We start from the raw sequence: 16,092 nt of genomic DNA on the forward strand, positions 1-16,092 counted from the left end.
CGCGTCGCGGCGTCGGGTTCAGCGGGGCAGGCGCATCGCCATCGTCGGGGCCTCGGACATCACCGAGTCGGGGTTGTACGGCGCACCCGACGGCAGGTCGGCCGGCCGGCCGATCTGCACCCCCGGGTACAGCTCCACCATGTCGCCGCTGGCCAGCACCCGGGACTGTTGCGGGGCCAGCGGGATGCGGTCCGCGTCGGCCAGCGACCCGGCCGGTCGGATGCCGGAGCCGTTGGTGCTCACGTCGGTGACCACCACGTCGCTGCCACGCAACTCCAACCGCAGGTGGCTGCGGCTGATCCAGCGGCGGGCCTCGTCGTTGAGCCACTGTCCGAGCATGATGCCGCCGCTGCCCTCCGGGGCCCGGCCGACAAGCACCGGCTGCTCCTCGGTGAGCGCGAATCGACGCCGGATCAGGCCACCGACGCGTACCGCGAGGACCTCGCTGCGCGGCCGAGGGCCGGCGTCGCGCAGCCGGCTGCCGTGCCGGGGGCAGGTCGGTACGCCGTTACGCAGCGACGGTGGCGGCTGACCGGTTGGCGCCCGGTCCACCCGGGCCAGGTCGGCGAAGGCGCCACCGCCGCCACCTCCCCCGAACAGGTTGCAGCCGGAGTCCGGGCACCGCCATTCGCGGGCGAGCAGCTGCGCCGCGGCCGGCGACGGTGGCCCGGCCACCGGCGTGTGACCGCCACCGACGTGGGCGATGAACACCGGTCCGCCGGCACCCGGCACCGGGGCGACCACCCGGCCGGGCTGCTCGACCAACCAGGGGAACCGCCCACGCAGGCCGTCGAAGCGCACCCGGCTGAGCACCGGCAGGCCGAGCAGGTCGGCCACCTCAAGCATCCGGTCCCCGGGATTGTCGAGCACCTCGACCAGGCCGTCGTCGGCCCAGCGGCGGACCACCATCCGCTCGTTGGAGGTCAGGTCGGCGTCGGAGAGCACCCCCCGGTGCACCACCGCGTAGACCGGGACGCTGTCCTCCTCCAGGCTGCGCGCCAACGCGTCGATGACCATGCCGAGGCGCAGCGTGCTGGCCGGACGTCCGCCGTCGAGGTCCTGGTAACGGATGATCTCGGCCAGGTCGACCACCGCGCGGGCCAACTGCGGATCGGTGCAGACCCGCCCCTCGATGGCGTCCAGCACCTTGCTGATCTCGAACCTCATCGGGTGCCTCCCACGATCTCGTCGATCCGCCGAGCCAGCTCGATGTCCCGCCGGGTGACGCCGCCCGCCGAGTGGGTCACGCAGCGAAAGGTCACGGTGCGCCAGCGGATGTCGATGTCCGGGTGGTGATCCAACTCCTCGGCCGTGACGGCGATCCGGTCGACCAGCCCGATGGCGTCCGGAAAGCTGGCCAGCTCCACGGTACGGGTGATCCCGGCCGGGTCCTGTGACCACCCCGCCAGCCCACCCAGCTCGTCTCGTACCGCCTCAGCGGTGAGCACCTCTGCCATGGCCAGACCCTACCGCTGCCCTCCCCCACCACGCCGATCAGCAACGATCGACTGCGACCGCAGGCGCATCACCGGGGCGGTGGCCCTGCGGTGGGGCGACTAGCCTGACCGCCGAGCCGAACTTGACCAAGCGGTCGCGTTGCGGCCCGGACAAGGAGAGGCACCATGCACCCGATTCGTTCCGCGAGCGCCGGGCTAGCGCTCGCCGCCGCACTGTCGCTTGGCTTGACCGGCTGCACGACAAGCAGCGGTCAGCACGAGCAACCGCTGGCCGCACCGGCCACCAGCACGACGGCGGACCCGAGGGCCGATCTCACGGCGGCTCTGGAGGAACTCAACAAGCAGAGCTCCCGGTTCGAACTCGTCTCGCCGGTCATCACCGGCTCCGGTTCCCTCGATCCGCTGAACCTGGTCGCCGACATGACGCTCGATCTGAGCGACGAACGGACCATGCGAATGGTCAGCATGGGCGACGACGTGTACCTCAAGTTCGGTGGCGAGCAGGCCGGAAGCTTGTCCGACAAGTGGCTGTACATGGACACGTCCAAGCTCGGCGACGACAGCGACCTGAAGCTCATAGCCGACGACCCGGGCAACGTCAAGGCGTTGATCGAAAGCATCGTCACGGTCGACCGCACCAGCCCGGGTAAATACGCCGGCACCGTGGACTACACCAGGACCGTCGACGTCGACTCCGAGCTCGTCAAGATGTTCGGCCGCAAGGCTGCTTCGGTTCCGTTCACCGCCACCGTCGACACCGACGGTCGGTTGACCGGGCTGGTCATCGACCTGACCACGCTCGACGCCCGGATGGGCAAGATCAAGGCCAGCTATTCCGACTTCGGCAGCCCGGTGACCGTACGCAAGCCCCCGGCGGGCGAGATCGAGGAGGCACCGGCCGACCTGATCGAGGCCCTCGGCGGCTAGGCACGGTGATCGACTCCGCTGCGCCGGAACGGCGGTTTCCCGCCACTGCGGACCCCGCCGTTCCGGCGCAACGGCGGGGCACCATCGGACGGCGTCAGCTCATCCGGCTGACCGTGGCGCGGAGGCGGAGCAGGTCGCGGCGGCGGCGTTCGTAGGTGGTGGCGAGGGCGATCAGGAGCAGTCCTGCGGTGCCCAGGTAGGCCCACCGGGGCAGCAGGTCCCAGCTGCGTACCAGCTCGTGCACGGCGAGCACGGCGAGTGTCAACCCACCGAGCACCACCGGCGCCTGCCAGCGTCGGATCGCCCCGAGCAGCGTCGCGGCGAGCGCGGCAGCCCCGAGCAGCAGCCGCCGCCACGGTTGCGGGTCCGCGCCGAACAGCACGGCCGCCAGGCTGGGCAGCAGCACCGCGGCCAGACCGGGGCCGAGCGCAAGCCAACTGGTCAATCCCGGTCGGGTACGCAACGCCACCGCGCCCGCACCGAGCGCCAACACCGCGAACGGCACGGTGTACGCCTCCAGCACCGTCACCCCACCGGCCCCCAGCAGCAGCCAGACGGCGAGCAGCACGTTGCCGGCGGAGATCGCGGCGAAAACCCACCGCCGCGCGGTCGACTCGCCCCGGCGCAGCAGCCGCAGCCCGACCGCGACGGCCCAGAGCACGCAGGCCGTGGCGGCGTGCCGGGCCGCACCGATGGTGAGCAGGATCCCGACCAGCGCCACCGCCTGCGCGGCCGCGTCCAGCGTCCGACCCGTCAGCGCCGAGATGCCGGGGACGATCGCGGCCAGAGCCAGGGCTATGGCAGCCACGCCGAGCACCGCGAAGGCCGCCACCCGCAGGGGCTGCCCGGCGGCCAGCGAGGCGGTGATGGCGAGACCGGTCGCCGCCGCGACCGCGACCAGCCAGCCGGCCAGCCGCACCAGGTGTCGCCGGGCGGCCACCCCGGCCACGGTCGCCGCCACCACCAGCAGACCCAGCCCGGCGAGCGTCCCGGCCCGGGTGGCCTGGAGGTTGAGCAGTCCCGCCCCGATCAGCACCAGCCCCACCGGCACGCCGACCGCCACGAACGGGGCGCCCACCGGCCGCACCGCGATGACCAGCAGCAGGGCGACGCCACCGAGCAGCGCGGCGGCCGGCACCACCGGCCAGGGCGCCCGGGCGGCCACCAGCAGCACCGGCCCGGCCAGCGCCACGAACGGCAGCACCGCCGCCGCCAGACGCCACCTGCCGGCCCGACCGGTCGGCCAGGTCGCCAGTACCGCCGCCAGGGCCAGCACCGACAGGGCCAGTCCCACCGGCACCGCGTCCGCCACCGACCGCACCGCCGGTGCGCCGGCCCAGATGGCGGGCGGCGGCCCGTACGGGGTCACCAGCGCGGTCAGCGCCACCGGGACAGCGGCCAGCACCGCCACGGCGGCCAGACCGACACCCGCCACCGTCAACGCCACCGAGGGACGGGACCGGAACCCGGCCAGCGCGACCAGCAGCGCCGTACCGGCCGCGTAGAGGGTCACCGGTTCGTCACCCGGTACGGCGACCGACGCGAGCCCGGTCAGGGCCGCCGCCACCGCGAACCCGGTCGAGGCGTACGCCCGCAGGTCGGTCCAGTGTGTCCGGAGGGTGACCAGCGCGACCGCCGGCAGGACGAGGGCGGCCAGTGCCGCCCGGGACTGCCACCAGGGCGGCGCACCGGCGCCGATCAGCGCGATCGCCGCACCGGCCGGCACCACGAGCACCGCCGCGAGCAGCGCGAACCCGGCCACCACGCGTTGCTCGGGCCCGCCCCGGCGACCCACCGCGGCCACGCCGAGGCCGGCGACCAGCACCACCGCGCACGCCGCACCGGCCCCGGCCGGGCCGGCCAACCCGACCAGCAGCCCGTGCCCGAGCAGCACGGTGCCGGCCAGTGCCGAGGCCGGCACCGTCGCCCGGCCCACCGGGCGGGCCACCGACACCGCCAGCAGCGCCACGGCGACCAGCAGGTCGACAGCGACCACGACCGGCCACGACGCGGCCCAGGCCGCCGGCAGGGCGAGCGTCGTGCCGGCGACGCCGATCACCGCGATCGCCGGCTGGGCCACCCGGGGCAGCAGCCAGGCCAGCGCGGCCGCGGTCAACGCCAACGCGACAGGCAACTGCCAGCCCCAGGGGTAGTCCGGCCCGGCCGTGGCCCCCCGCCACGGCGGCAACGAGCGGCCCACCGTCGCGCCCGCCAGCACCACCGCCCACAACGTGGTAAGCGTCGCCGTGGCGGCGGCCACCAGCACGGCACCGATCCGGGGACCGGACTGCCAACCCGTCGGAAGCAGGCGCACCGCACCGGCCAGCAGCGCCACCACCAGGGCCGCCGCCACCAGCACCACCGACCCGCGCAGTTCGCCGACCGGGCGGATCAGCGCCAGGGCGAGCACCGGCACCAGCGCGCCGGCCGTCACCGCCCGCGCGATCGCACCGCCGAGCAGCAGCGCCGCACCGAGCAGGGCCAGCGCCACCAGCAGCATCGGTACGCCGGCCAGCACCGCCACCCCACCGGCCCGGCCGACGAGCAGCGGCACCAACGCACAACCCGCGGCGAGCAGCAGCGCGACAGCGTACCCGGCACCGGCGGTCACCTGGCCGGCGATCCGTACCGCCGAGGTCGTCGTGGCCCCCTCGCCCGCGACGTCCCTCGGCCGCCGCAGCGCGACCAGCACCGCCAGGTCGGCCAGCGCCACCCCGACGAAGACCACCGCCAGCCCGGCCGGCCCGAGCCGGGCCTCGGCGACGGCCAGCGGCAGCACCGGCTGCCCGGCCAGCAGTGCGGCGAACCACGGCACGGTCAGCCGGCTGAGCCGGGCGTACCCGGCGGCCAGGGCGGCGCTGACGGCCGCGACCAGGGCCGCGTACAGGCTGCCCGGCCAGGCGGTCACCCCGAACAGGTCCACCGACCAGGCGGCGTACCCGTCGAGCACCACCAGCAGCAGCCCGACGGCGGCGAGCGTCTCGGCCGTGCCCCGCAGCCCGCGCCAGCGCGCCACCAGCGGCACGGCGAGCAGCAGCAGGGTGAGCGCCAGCAGGATCAGCGCCCGACCGGTGACGCCCACCGACGCCCAGGCCACCGCCGTGAACACCGTCGCCGCGGTGCCCAGCAGCAGTCCACCCAGGACGAACAACAACCCCTGCACGGTACGGGTCGAGGCCTCCGCCCCACCCGGCCGCGCCGCCGGGTCGACCGGCGTCATGCCGGGCCACCCGCCCGACCCCGCCCCACCCGGCCCGACCGGCGGCATCCCGCCTGGCCCCGCCGGCAGCGCCCCGCCTGGCCCGGCCGGCACCGCGACCGGTACCGCAGCGGGCGGCACCGCCCCGGCCATGCTGCCCGCAGGGGTCGTTGTCGGGAACTCGGTGCGGATCGCGGCGGCCAACTCGGCGCGGCGTCGCTGCGCCGTCAGGAGCCGACCGGCCAACCCTTCGTACGTCGCCCGTGCCTGTCGCGTCGCAGCGCCGAGTTCGACGATCTCACGGTCGAGTCGGATCACCTCGGCGGCGGCCGGGTACGGCGGCCGGCCGCATCCGGAGCAGCCTGAGGCGAGGTTCGCCGGCGCACCACACGCCGGGCAGGGGTAGCCAGTCACGCAGTCATCCTTGACCCGCGCGGCCAGCCGCACCAGAGTCCGGATACTCAGGGACGGGTGTGCTCGAACACCCAGGCGGCGTACTCAGGGTGACCGCAGTACACCTGACTGACCAGAATCTCCGGCACCTCGTACGGGTGGCTGGCGCGGACCTGCTCCACCAGGGCGTTGACCCGGTCCGGTGCGGTCTTGAACTGCACCGACCATTCGGTGCTCGTCTCCACCCCGCCCCGCCACCAGTACGTGCTCTCCACCTGACCGCCCACCTGCGCGCAGGCCGCCTGCCGTCCGGCCACCGCAGCGGCGGCCAGCAGGTCCGCGACCGAACGCGCGTCGACCACCGTCGTCACCACGCTGATCTGGTCCATCCACGAACCCTACGCGGCACCGTCGCGATTGGCGGCGATCCACGCGTCTATCCGACTCCACCAGTCGTACAACCAGTCGATTCGCTGTTGCCGCCCGGCCGGGATCTCCTCCGGCGGCACCGACCAGAAGCGCATCACCAACTGCTTGTCCATCGGCAGTTCCCGCCACACGTCGGCGACGGTGAGCATCTTGTCCAGCCCGGTGTGCGCCACGAAGATGACCCCCGCGTCCGGTGCGGCGTCCAGCGCCGCTAACAGCCCACCGGGCTGCGGGGCGAGCACGTGCCGCATGGCCTCCGCCTTCACCGCCATCCGGTGGTGTCCCCGGTCCCGCAGCCGTTCGATGGCCCGCAGTCGACGCCTCGGGGTGAAGTTGCCGCCCTCGGGGAAGATCACGAAGGCGTCGTCGTCGTCCAGCCCGGTGGCCAGATGCCCGACCTGTTCGCTGATCGTCCCCCGACCGTCCTGTCCGGGCGCGATGAAACGACTCGGCAGCCGGTTGAGCAGCACGTCGATCGCCGGATCCCACTGCAGGGTGTCCTTGAGGACGATGCGTGGCTCCCGCTGGAACCAGTTCACCAGGGCGTGGATCAGGATGAACGAGTCACCCGGCCCGGCGTGCCGGCTGACGACCAGTTCGGGACGGCCCGGCAGGGCGGTGTCCGGGTCGGTGCCGACCACCTCGATGCTCAGCCGCAGCGCCCACCGGGCCTGCCAGAAGAACACCCGCAGGAACCAGCCCGCCAGCACGTAGTGGGCGCGTTGGAAGGCCGGCGAGTTCACCCGGGCGCCGAACCCGCTGGCCACCCAGAGCGCGAACAGGCAGACCAGCGCCGCCGCGTCCCAGAGCAGGTAGAAGCAGCCGATCCAGAGCAGCCGCAGCGGGCGCAGCCGCCCGGGCACGAAGGGCGAGACGGCCAACGCGAGCAGGGCCCAGAACGGCACCGTGATCACCAGCAGCACGGCCAGCAGCACCACGCCGGGTGCCAGCAACAGCCGGCGCAGCCACCTGGGCGGAAGCGGCATCAGCGCTCCAGGTTCGCCAGGTAGTGCCGGGACGCCGCGTAGGCGCGGCTGATCCGCCGGCCGACCGCCGCCATGTCCCGGTACGCCCACGGGGTGTCGTCGCGCGGCTCCAGGCCGCCGGTCGGCAGCACGTGCACCTCCACCCCGTCGGGCAGGGCGGCCATCTCCCGGGCGAACCGGTGCCGGCGGGCGATCTCGAACGCGACCTGGGCGATCTCCCAGGGCCGCCGGGGCGGGGTCAGCGCCCGCTCGATCCGGCCCACCTGGAGTACGAAGATGCGGGTGGCCCCGGCCGCGACCGCCTCACCGATCGGGATCGAGTTGACGATCCCGCCGTCGACGTAGTGCTGGTCCCCGATGCGTGCCGGCGGCAGCAACCCGGGCACCGAGGCCGACGCGAGCACCGCGGGCACCACGGGGCCGCTGACGAACCAGTGCTCGGCGGCCCGCTCGATGTTCGCCGCGCAGCAGCGGAAGGGCACCTTGAGGTCGGCGAAGGTGGTCTCCGCGCCCAGCTCGTTCTCCAGCAGCTTGCGCAACGGTCGGGGCGAATGCAGATGGGTACGGGCGGCGAAGCGTCGCAGCTGTCGGGCGACCGAGTCGCCGTACACCTCGCTGGCCTCCGGCGAGGCCCAGAGCCGGACCAGCCGGTCGGTGACCGCCTCGGACGGGTCGGCGGCGACCAGGGCACCGTTGACCGCGCCGATCGACGTACCCAGCACCAGGTCTGGCCGAATCCGCGCCCGGAACAGCGCCCGCAACATGCCCACCTCGACCGCGCCCAGCACTCCCCCGCCGCCGAGCACGAACGCCACCGGTCCCCGTGCCATGCCGTTCATCCTGGCACGCCCGGACCGCACCCCGTTCACCCTGGTACGGAGCCGGTGCCGGTCCAAGACCGTTGACAGCGCAGCAACATTCGCGCAACCTGATACCGCTCCCCGCTACGAGGCAGGTGCAAAACGTGAAGCCAGCACTGCAGCCCGGTCGGTTGCTGGCCACCCGATACCGGCTGATCGACCAGATCGGTGCCGGTGGCATGTCGGTCATCTGGCGGGCCCACGACGAGGTTCTCGACCGGGTGGTGGCGCTGAAGGTGCTCGCCCCGTCGCTGGCCGCCGACGCCCGGTTCCGCGACATGGTCCGGGAGGAGGCGCGAGCCGCCGCGCAGCTCGTCCATCCACACGTGACATCGGTCCACGACTACGGCGAGACCGTGTCGCCGGACGGCACCATCACCTCGTTCGTGGTGATGGAACTGCTCTCCGGTGAGGAACTGGAGTTCCGGCTCACCGAGGGTCCGCTGCCCTGGCCGGAGGCGGTGGAGATCGCCGCGCAGGTCGCCGACGCACTCGCCGCCGCACACCGGCTCGGCATCGTGCACCGGGACGTCACCACGGCCAACGTGATGATGACCCAGGTCGGGGCGAAGGTGCTCGACTTCGGCATCGCGACCCGCATCGGCGCCCCCGACGAGGACGAGGACGGCGCCACCTTCGGCACCCCCGCCTACGTCGCCCCGGAACGGCTCGACGGAGCACCCGCGCAGCCGGCCACCGACGTCTACTCACTCGGTGTGCTGCTGCACGAGACGTTGACCGGCCGGGTGCCGTACCCGGCGGAGACCTGGGAGGAGCTGAGCGCGGCGCTGGCCGACCGCCCGCCACCCACGCTCACCGAGGTGCCCGGGCTACCGCCGGTGGTGGCCCAGATCTGTCTGCGCTGCCTGTCCCGCGACCCGGCCGACCGGCCCACGGCCCGCCAGGTCGCCACCGTGCTGCGCGAGCAGATGCTGCCCGCCGATCCGCAGGCGATCACGATGCTCGCTCCGACGGTCACCCTGCCCGCAGTCACGCCACCGCCCGGCGCGTCCGCTCAAGCGGCTGCCGGGTTCGCCCAAACGACCGTCGGGCCCGCTCAGGCGGCTACCGGGTTCAGCCAGGGGGCTGCCGGGCCCGGTCAGGCGACTGCCGGGTCCGGTCAGGCGTCCGTCGACGCGTCGGCTGCGGCGCCCGCGGCAGCGGCCACCGGGGCGCCGGTCGTCGGCGTACCGGAGGCGGGCAGCTCCACCACGGACGCCCCGGCCACCCGCGTCGGCGAGGAGCCGAGCAACGGTCGGTCGTGGCTGCGTCCGGTCCTCGCGGTCCTGGTGCTGCTCTTCGGGGCGGCGCTGGTGGTGCCGGCGTTGTGGCCGAAGGACAGCGACCCACCCGCCGCGCTGCCGACCACCGAGCCGACCGAGTCCCCCGAGCCGACCACCACGCCCACCGAGAGCGCCCAGCCGCAGCCATCGCCGCCACCGGCGTCGAGCCCTGCCGCACCACCGCCACCGACGGTGGTACCGCCCACGCAAACCACCGGGGACACGCTGGTCGAGGCGGCGAGCCGGCTCGAAGACCTGATCGGCTCCGGGCTCGCCGACGGCGGCATCCGCGAGGACGTCGGCCTCGACCTGCGCAACGAGGTACGCAATCTGACCCGTGCGGTCAGCCTCGGTGAGGGTGAACTCGGCCCCGGGGTGGCCCGGCTGCGCGAGAAGGTGGCCACCCGGCTCCGGGAGGAAGGGCTGAGCCCGGCGTACGCCCGGCAGTTGGACGCGGCGATCACCGCGTTGAGTGCGGCGCGGGTCTGACCTGGCGGTTCAGCCCGGGGTGATCCGCGCTGGTTCCCGCATCGCCGACCGCGGCGTCGCCGCCACCAGGAACCGGCGGTACACCTCCTCGTAGCCGGCTGCCATCCGCTCGATGGAGAAGGTCCGCGCGACGTGCGCCACGCAGTCCGCCGGGTCGAGGTGCGGTGCTTCGCCCAGTGCCGCCGGCAACTCCTCGGGTCGTTCGCAGATCAGCCCGGTCACGCCCGGCTGGACCAGTTCCGGCACGGCCCCCCGGTTCAACGCCACCACCGGCGTACCGGTGGCCATCGCCTCCAGCATCACGATGCCGAACGGCTCCTCCCACTGGATCGGCATGATCAGACAACGGGCCTCCACCAGCAGCCGCAGTACGGCTTCCCGGTCCGCGTCGAGCACGACGGTGACGTCCGGTCCGAGCATCGGCACGATGACCTCGTGGTAGTAACGCCGCTCGGCGGGCTCGTTGCACTTGCCGGCCAGCACCAGCGGCAGTCCCGCCGCCCGGCACGCCTCGATGGCCAGTTCCGGCCCCTTGTCCGGGCTGAACCGGGCCAGCCACAGCACCGCCCCGTGACTGGGTCGTTGCTTGCGCGGGAAGTCGCCGATGTCCATCGCGTTGTGCACCGTGCCGACCCACGGCAGGCGCGGGTTCAGCCGACGTTGGGCGTGCGAGATGGCCACCAGACCGACGCCGCGGTCGGTGTCACTGAGCACGGTGCCGTACTCCCCCACCGGGTTGCCGTGCACGGTCGCCAGCGTGGGTACGTCGCGCCGCCCCGCGACCAGGGGACCGATCGTGCTGTGGTCGTGGACCAGGTCGAAGTCGGCCGCGCTGAGCAGATGGTTCACCCGGGCCAGATGGGCCAGTTCGGGCAGCGACTCACCGAGCCGGTCGTACTGCAACTCGTCCAGGGTGGCCAGGAAATCGCCAGTGGTGCCGTGTTCGCCACCGGCACCCATCAACGTCACCTCGTGTCCCCGGTCGACCAGCGCGTCCACCAGGCCGGCCACCACCTGTTCCAACCCGCCGTAGCCGGGTGGCGGCACCGACAGCCAGGGTGGCACCACCATCGCTATCCGCAACTGGCGCTCGCCCGCACCGTGGTTGTGGGCCACGAGTCCTCCCCGTCGGTCTGTGGCGTCGGCCCGGTCCGCCGTACTCCGCGGGCCGGGGGGGTCGAAGCGGTTTCCCGTTTCCGGGTACCGGCAAACCGGACACGACCGGTGTCAGCCGCCCACCAGCAGCTCGTTGCGTACCGCGCAGACGCCCTCGGCCGACCAGGCGACCCGGTCCGCCTGATCCCGTTCCCACCAGGAACGCACCACCCCGCTGAGGGTCACCGTGTCGCCGTGCACCTCGACCGTCACCCGCTCGGTGCCGATGCCGCGCAGCAGTGCCCGCTGCACGTCGCGGCGGGTCCGGTCGGCGTCCGGGCGGGCGGGGGGCCGAACCTCGACCAGGTTGGTCACCCCGCGTACGCCCCGGATGCGGCGTAGCTCCCGTTCGGCGGTACGCCGCTGCCAGCCGAACTCCACCTCGCCGCGCAGCATGATCCAGCCGTTGGCGACGGTGAGGTCCAGCCGCTGTGCCGGCACGAAACTGTTCCACTCCAGCGCCCGGCCGGCCGCGATGGCCAGCGCGCCGTCGGTGACGGGGACCGGTCCGACCGGGGTCACCTCGATGTCGTCGGCGACCGCCCGTACGCCACGGACGCGCTGTGCGCCGCGTACCGCTGCCCACCTGCGCGCGGCCCCGTCCACCTGGCCGGTCAGGGTCACCACGCCGTCGTGCACGGTGACGCCGATGTCGGTCGAGAGGACGCGCGGATCCCAGCTGAGTTCGTCCAGGACGTCCCGCTGGATCTGGTCGTCGGTCCGTACGGCGGACGCGGTGGCGGTCATGTCACCCCCATGGCTCTGCGGTCTTCTCCAACCGACGCTGCCCGCACCCGGGGTGAGCCGGGCTCACCCGGTTCGGGTGAAGACAGCAGTCGGGTGAAGACAGCAGTCGGTGTGGGGGCAAAAGGAAGGGCGGCGGGTGCCGCGACCAACCCCCTTGGCCGCGCCACCCGCCGCCCGGTAGGGAGGCAGGTCTGTGACTATGACGCTTCGGCGAGCGTCACGGTTGCCGTCGCCTCGGCACCATTCCGCTGGAAGGTCACCTCGACCTGGTCACCGACCTTGCCGGCCTGTACGGCACCGACGAGGTCGTTCGAGTCGTTGATCACCTTGTCGCCGAACCGGGTGATCACGTCACCGCGTTCCAGCCCGGCCCGCTCGGCCGCGCTGCCCGGCGTGACGGCGTTGATCAGCGCCCCGCCTTCGCTGGTGCCGGTCACGCTCACCCCGAGCGACGGGTGACTGATCTTCTCACGCCGCTGAAGCTTGTCTGCAATGTCCTTCGCCTTGTTGCTCGGGATGGCGAAGCCGACGCCGATGTTGCCGGTGTTGCCCTGCCCGGCGGTGGCGATCGCGGTGTTGATGCCGATCACCTCGCCGCGGGTGTTGACCAGGGCGCCGCCCGAGTTGCCGGGGTTGATCGGCGCGTCGGTCTGGAGCAGCCCGGAGATCGAGCTGACCGCCTGACCGGGCAGCCGGTCACCGCTGCCGGCCTGGATGGTGCGGTCCCGGGCGCTGAGGATGCCGGCGGTCACCGAGCCCTGGAGGCCGAGCGGGCTGCCCAGGGCGAGCACCTGGTCGCCGACCTGCATAGCGTCGCTGTCGCCGAAGGTGGCGGCCTTGAGGTCGCTCACCCCGTTGGCCTTCAACACCGCGAGGTCGGTACGCGGGTCGGTGCCGATGACGTCCGCCTGGGCGTTGGTGCCGTTGGCGAAGATCACCCGTACGGTGTCACCGCCCCCGGCGATCACGTGGTTGTTGGTCAGCACGTACCCGTCGGCGGTGAGCACCACGCCGGAGCCCTCGCCGCTGCCGGTGCTGATCGACACGACGCTGTCCTGCACCGACGCGGCGATGCGCGGCAGATCAGCACCGTCGATCACGGGAGCGGCGGAGAAGGTGCGGGTGATCGTGCCACCGTCGCTCAGCGCCAGGGCGAGCGTGCCGCCGGCGATACCGCTGCCGAGCATCAGCGCGAACACCGCGACGCCGGCGCCGACGAACTTGGCGATCCGGCCCGGTCGGGGCCCGGCGACGGACTGCTGCGGTGCCGCCCACGGCGGCAGCTGGCCCGGGTAACCGGCCGACTGCGCGCCCGGCTGTCCGGGGTAACCGGCCGACTGCTGCCCGGGGTAGCCGCCCGGCGAGGGCTGCTGCGACCCGGCCCAGCCGGACTGGCCCGGGTACCAGGGCGCAGCGGGATAACGCGACCCGGGCTGGTACGGCTGCGAGCCGGCCGGACCCCAGGGATGCTGGCCGGCGACCGGCTGTCCCTGCGGCCCGGGCTGACCGGCAGCCTGCGGCGCGGGCTGACCGGGGGCCTGGGCGGGCTGACCCGGAGCTGGGCTGGACGGGCCGGTCTGCGGCGGTGGGGGCGAGCCGGCGACGGGCAGGCCCACCATGGTCGGCTCGGCGTCCTGGCCGCCGGCGGGAGAGGTCTCGACGGCATGGACCGGGATGGTCGGCGACTCGGCGGTGGGATCGGCGCTGCTGCCGACCACCGGCTCGGTCGGGGAGTCGGACCGCGCGTATTCGGCGCGGGGCAGCTCGGGGTGCGACGGCTCGGCGTCGGTGGGGGCCGGCCGGCGCGGGTCGGACTCGTACTCGGTCATGTCCCCACCTTCTCCCATCGCTCTGCGTTCCGCCTTAGCCTGGCCTGAGCGTTCGCTGAAAGTCACTCGGGCTCCCCGTCGATGTCCGGGGCGAGCGGCAGTCGGACCCGGAAGGTAGCACCTCCGCCCGGTGTGTCGGTCACCTCCACGGTGCCCTGGTGCACGGTCACCAGCGCGGCGACGATGGCCAGGCCGAGCCCGGTGCCGGTGATTCCGCCCACCCGCCGGGTCCGCGAGGCGTCCGCCCGGTAGAAGCGCTCGAAGACCCGCTCCGCCTGCTCCGGGGTGAGTCCCGGGCCGGTGTCGGCGACTTCGATCACCGCCAGGTTGCCCGGTTCGGAGCGCAGTCGCAGCGTCACGGACGCCTCCGGCGGGGTGTGCCGCAGCGCGTTGGTCATCAGGTTGCCGATCACCTGCCGCAGCCGCGCGTCGTCGCCGCGGACCACCAACGGCCCCGAGCCGGGCGCGATGTCCAGCTCGATCCGCCGATCCGGCGCCATCGCCCGGGCCGCCGCCACCGAGTCGGCGGCCAGCACGGGCAGCTCGACCGGGGCGAGGGAGAGCGGACGCTCGCGGTCCAGCCGGGCCAGCAACAGCAGGTCTTCGACCAGCAGGCCCATCCGGGCGGCCTCGTCCTCGATACGGCGCAGCAGGTCAGCAGTCTGCTCGGGGGCGCGTGCGGCACCCTGCCGGTACAGCTCGGCGAAGCCGCGGATGGTGGTCAGTGGCGTACGCAGCTCGTGTGAGGCGTCCGCGACGAACTGCCGCATCCGTTCCTCGGATCGGCGGGCCCGGGCCTCGGAGGCGCGGGCCGCCTCGGCGGCGTCCCGGGCCGCGGCCTCGGCCGAGCGGGCGGCGCTCTCCGAGGCGGCACGGGCGGTGAAGGCCATCTCGATCTGGCTGAGCATCGCGTTCAACGCCCGGGAGAGCCGACCCAGCTCGGAGGTGGGACAGGGCTGCCCGTGCTCCGGGTCGGGGACCCGGCGGCTGAGGTCACCACCGGCGATGGCGGCGGCGGTGCGTTCGATCTCCACCAGCGGCTTGAGGCTGGTCCGGACGATCGCCGCACCGATCGAGGCGAGCAGGATCAGCACCGCCCCACCGACCAGCAGGTCGATCCAGATCAGCCGCTTGACCGCCCGGTCCACGTCGGTCAGGTGCTGCCCGATCGCCGCCCACTGCCCGTTCGGCAGCTCGGTGTAGAGGATCCGCCAGCGCACCTCGCTACCGCGGGCGCGGGTGTCGAACGGCTGCCCGGCCTTCTCCTCGAAGCCGGCGACAGTGGTGGGCCAACGTGGCAGGTCAGCCTCGCCGAACCGCTTGTTGTCGAACCCTATCCCGTCGACGAGGCCGGTGCTGCTGTCGATGACCACTACCAGGTAGTCGGTGGGAATGCCGAGCGTGCTCCGCTGCGCGGTGATCACGGCGGTCTCGATGGTGAGGCTGGCGCTCCTCAGCTCGGCGTCCACCTGGTCCACCAGATAGCTGCGCAGGAAGATCGTGGTCAGTGAGGCGATCACCAGCAGCGCGGCGGCGACCAGGGCGAGGACGGCCGCGACCAGCTTGACCCGCAGCGGTACCGCGCGCAGCCGGCTCTTGCCCTGCTGGAGCGCGTTCACGCCGCCGGCTTGCGCAGCACGTAGCCGACCCCACGCAGGGTGTGGATCAGCCGGGGCTCGACGTTGTCGACCTTGCGCCGCAGGTACGAGATGTACGACTCGACGATGTTGTCGTCACCCCGGAAGTCGTAGTTCCACACGTGGTCGAGGATCTGCGCCTTGGACAGCACCCGGTTGGCGTTGAGCATCAGGTAGCGCAGCAGCTTGAACTCGGTCGGCGAGAGCTGGACCCGCTGGCCGGCCCGGTAGACCTCGTGGGTCTCCTCGTCCAGTTCGAGGTCGGCGAAGGTGAGCCGGGCCGGCGCCTGCTCACCGGTGCTGGTGCGGCGCAGCACCGCGCGGATCCGGGCGGTCAACTCCTCCAGGCTGAACGGCTTGGTGACGTAGTCGTCGCCGCCCAGGGTCAGGCCACGGATCTTGTCGTCGGTGGCGTCCCGGGCGGTGAGGAAGACCACCGGCGTACGGGTGCCGCCCTCGCGCATCATCCGGATCACTTCGAAGCCGTCGAGATCGGGCAGCATCACGTCGAGCACCACCAGGTCGGGCCGGTGGTCCCGGGCCGCGTTGAGCGCGGCGCTGCCGCTGGTGGCGGTGGCCACGTCGAAGCCCGCGAAGCGCAGGCTCGCGGAGAGCAGTTCGAGGATGTTGGGGTCGTCCTCGACGACGAGCAGTCGCGCCTCGGTCTGGGTAGCCGCCATGCCGCCCATCATCCGCGTCAT

At 73.2% G+C, this 16,092-nt stretch carries 13 protein-coding genes; 2 read left to right on the forward strand and 11 right to left on the reverse strand.

The features are described from left to right. Positions 1-18: 18 nt before the first annotated feature. On the reverse strand, positions 19-1,167 hold the full coding sequence (locus JMF97_RS15380; protein WP_203222207.1) for an FHA domain-containing protein: 1,149 nt from the start codon (positions 1,165-1,167) through the stop codon (positions 19-21). Continuing rightward, positions 1,164-1,457 carry a 4a-hydroxytetrahydrobiopterin dehydratase gene (locus JMF97_RS15385; protein ID WP_203222208.1) on the reverse strand — a complete coding sequence of 98 codons (294 nt, stop codon included), beginning with the start codon at positions 1,455-1,457 and terminating at the stop codon, positions 1,164-1,166. The genes JMF97_RS15380 and JMF97_RS15385 overlap by 4 nt, the downstream gene beginning before the upstream one ends. 165 nt (positions 1,458-1,622) lie before the next feature. Here JMF97_RS15385 and JMF97_RS15390 point away from each other — a divergent pair, with 165 nt between their 5' ends. After that, positions 1,623-2,384 (forward strand): hypothetical protein, encoded by a 762-nt coding sequence (locus JMF97_RS15390; protein WP_203222209.1) that lies wholly within the window; start codon positions 1,623-1,625, stop codon positions 2,382-2,384. Positions 2,385-2,478: 94 nt separating this feature from the next. On the opposite strand, the gene JMF97_RS15395 is transcribed toward JMF97_RS15390, so the two are convergent. From JMF97_RS15395 to JMF97_RS15410, 4 genes are read right to left on the reverse strand one after another with little or no spacing between them, the layout of a single operon-like run. Then, positions 2,479-5,997 (reverse strand): SCO7613 C-terminal domain-containing membrane protein, encoded by a 3,519-nt coding sequence (locus JMF97_RS15395; protein WP_238359433.1) that lies wholly within the window; start codon positions 5,995-5,997, stop codon positions 2,479-2,481. A 47-nt stretch (positions 5,998-6,044) separates the two neighbouring features. Further along, the gene (gene cutA, locus JMF97_RS15400; RefSeq protein WP_203222211.1) at positions 6,045-6,365 is read right to left on the reverse strand and encodes a divalent-cation tolerance protein CutA; all 321 of its coding nucleotides are present in this window, start codon (positions 6,363-6,365) and stop codon (positions 6,045-6,047) included. 9 nt (positions 6,366-6,374) lie between these two features. Next, a complete protein-coding gene (locus tag JMF97_RS15405; protein ID WP_203222212.1) occupies positions 6,375-7,391 on the reverse strand; it encodes a 1-acyl-sn-glycerol-3-phosphate acyltransferase in 1,017 nt (338 codons plus the stop codon). Further along, positions 7,391-8,221 (reverse strand): patatin-like phospholipase family protein, encoded by an 831-nt coding sequence (locus JMF97_RS15410; protein WP_203222213.1) that lies wholly within the window; start codon positions 8,219-8,221, stop codon positions 7,391-7,393. Before JMF97_RS15410 ends, JMF97_RS15405 begins: the two co-directional genes overlap by 1 nt. A 134-nt stretch (positions 8,222-8,355) precedes the next feature. Between JMF97_RS15410 and JMF97_RS15415 the strand changes: the two genes are divergently transcribed. Beyond that, positions 8,356-10,023: a serine/threonine-protein kinase gene (locus JMF97_RS15415; RefSeq protein WP_203222214.1), complete on the forward strand. Its 1,668-nt coding sequence runs from the start codon at positions 8,356-8,358 to the stop codon at positions 10,021-10,023. Between the two features lie 9 nt (positions 10,024-10,032). Here JMF97_RS15415 and JMF97_RS15420 read toward each other — a convergent pair whose 3' ends face one another. From JMF97_RS15420 to JMF97_RS15440, 5 genes are all read right to left on the reverse strand, one after another. Beyond that, positions 10,033-11,094, reverse strand: coding sequence for a glycosyltransferase family 4 protein (locus JMF97_RS15420; RefSeq protein ID WP_203222433.1), 1,062 nt, complete (start codon positions 11,092-11,094; stop codon positions 10,033-10,035). A gap of 156 nt (positions 11,095-11,250) precedes the next feature. Then, positions 11,251-11,925, reverse strand: coding sequence for a BON domain-containing protein (locus JMF97_RS15425; protein WP_203222215.1), 675 nt, complete (start codon positions 11,923-11,925; stop codon positions 11,251-11,253). A gap of 197 nt (positions 11,926-12,122) precedes the next feature. Continuing rightward, positions 12,123-13,754 (reverse strand): trypsin-like peptidase domain-containing protein, encoded by a 1,632-nt coding sequence (locus JMF97_RS15430; RefSeq protein ID WP_203222216.1) that lies wholly within the window; start codon positions 13,752-13,754, stop codon positions 12,123-12,125. A gap of 62 nt (positions 13,755-13,816) precedes the next feature. Further along, positions 13,817-15,373 carry a HAMP domain-containing sensor histidine kinase gene (locus JMF97_RS15435; RefSeq protein ID WP_203222217.1) on the reverse strand — a complete coding sequence of 519 codons (1,557 nt, stop codon included), beginning with the start codon at positions 15,371-15,373 and terminating at the stop codon, positions 13,817-13,819. Further along, positions 15,370-16,071: a response regulator transcription factor gene (locus tag JMF97_RS15440; protein ID WP_043725686.1), complete on the reverse strand. Its 702-nt coding sequence runs from the start codon at positions 16,069-16,071 to the stop codon at positions 15,370-15,372. The genes JMF97_RS15435 and JMF97_RS15440 overlap by 4 nt, the downstream gene beginning before the upstream one ends. Positions 16,072-16,092 lie beyond the last annotated feature (21 nt).

The sequence above is a fragment of the Micromonospora fiedleri genome (assembly GCF_016774385.1).
Lineage (GTDB): Bacteria > Actinomycetota > Actinomycetes > Mycobacteriales > Micromonosporaceae > Micromonospora > Micromonospora gifhornensis.

Coding starts and splice junctions, on each gene's coding strand:
- JMF97_RS15425 (WP_203222215.1), bottom strand. CDS start 11,925: ATGACCGCCACCGCGTCCGCCGTACGGACCGACGACCAGATCCAGCGG.
- JMF97_RS15420 (WP_203222433.1), bottom strand. CDS start 11,094: ATGGTGGTGCCACCCTGGCTGTCGGTGCCGCCACCCGGCTACGGCGGG.
- JMF97_RS15410 (WP_203222213.1), bottom strand. CDS start 8,221: ATGGCACGGGGACCGGTGGCGTTCGTGCTCGGCGGCGGGGGAGTGCTG.
- JMF97_RS15430 (WP_203222216.1), bottom strand. CDS start 13,754: ATGACCGAGTACGAGTCCGACCCGCGCCGGCCGGCCCCCACCGACGCC.
- JMF97_RS15380 (WP_203222207.1), bottom strand. CDS start 1,167: ATGAGGTTCGAGATCAGCAAGGTGCTGGACGCCATCGAGGGGCGGGTC.
- JMF97_RS15390 (WP_203222209.1), top strand. CDS start 1,623: ATGCACCCGATTCGTTCCGCGAGCGCCGGGCTAGCGCTCGCCGCCGCA.
- JMF97_RS15405 (WP_203222212.1), bottom strand. CDS start 7,391: ATGCCGCTTCCGCCCAGGTGGCTGCGCCGGCTGTTGCTGGCACCCGGC.
- JMF97_RS15440 (WP_043725686.1), bottom strand. CDS start 16,071: ATGGCGGCTACCCAGACCGAGGCGCGACTGCTCGTCGTCGAGGACGAC.
- cutA (WP_203222211.1), bottom strand. CDS start 6,365: ATGGACCAGATCAGCGTGGTGACGACGGTGGTCGACGCGCGTTCGGTC.
- JMF97_RS15385 (WP_203222208.1), bottom strand. CDS start 1,457: ATGGCAGAGGTGCTCACCGCTGAGGCGGTACGAGACGAGCTGGGTGGG.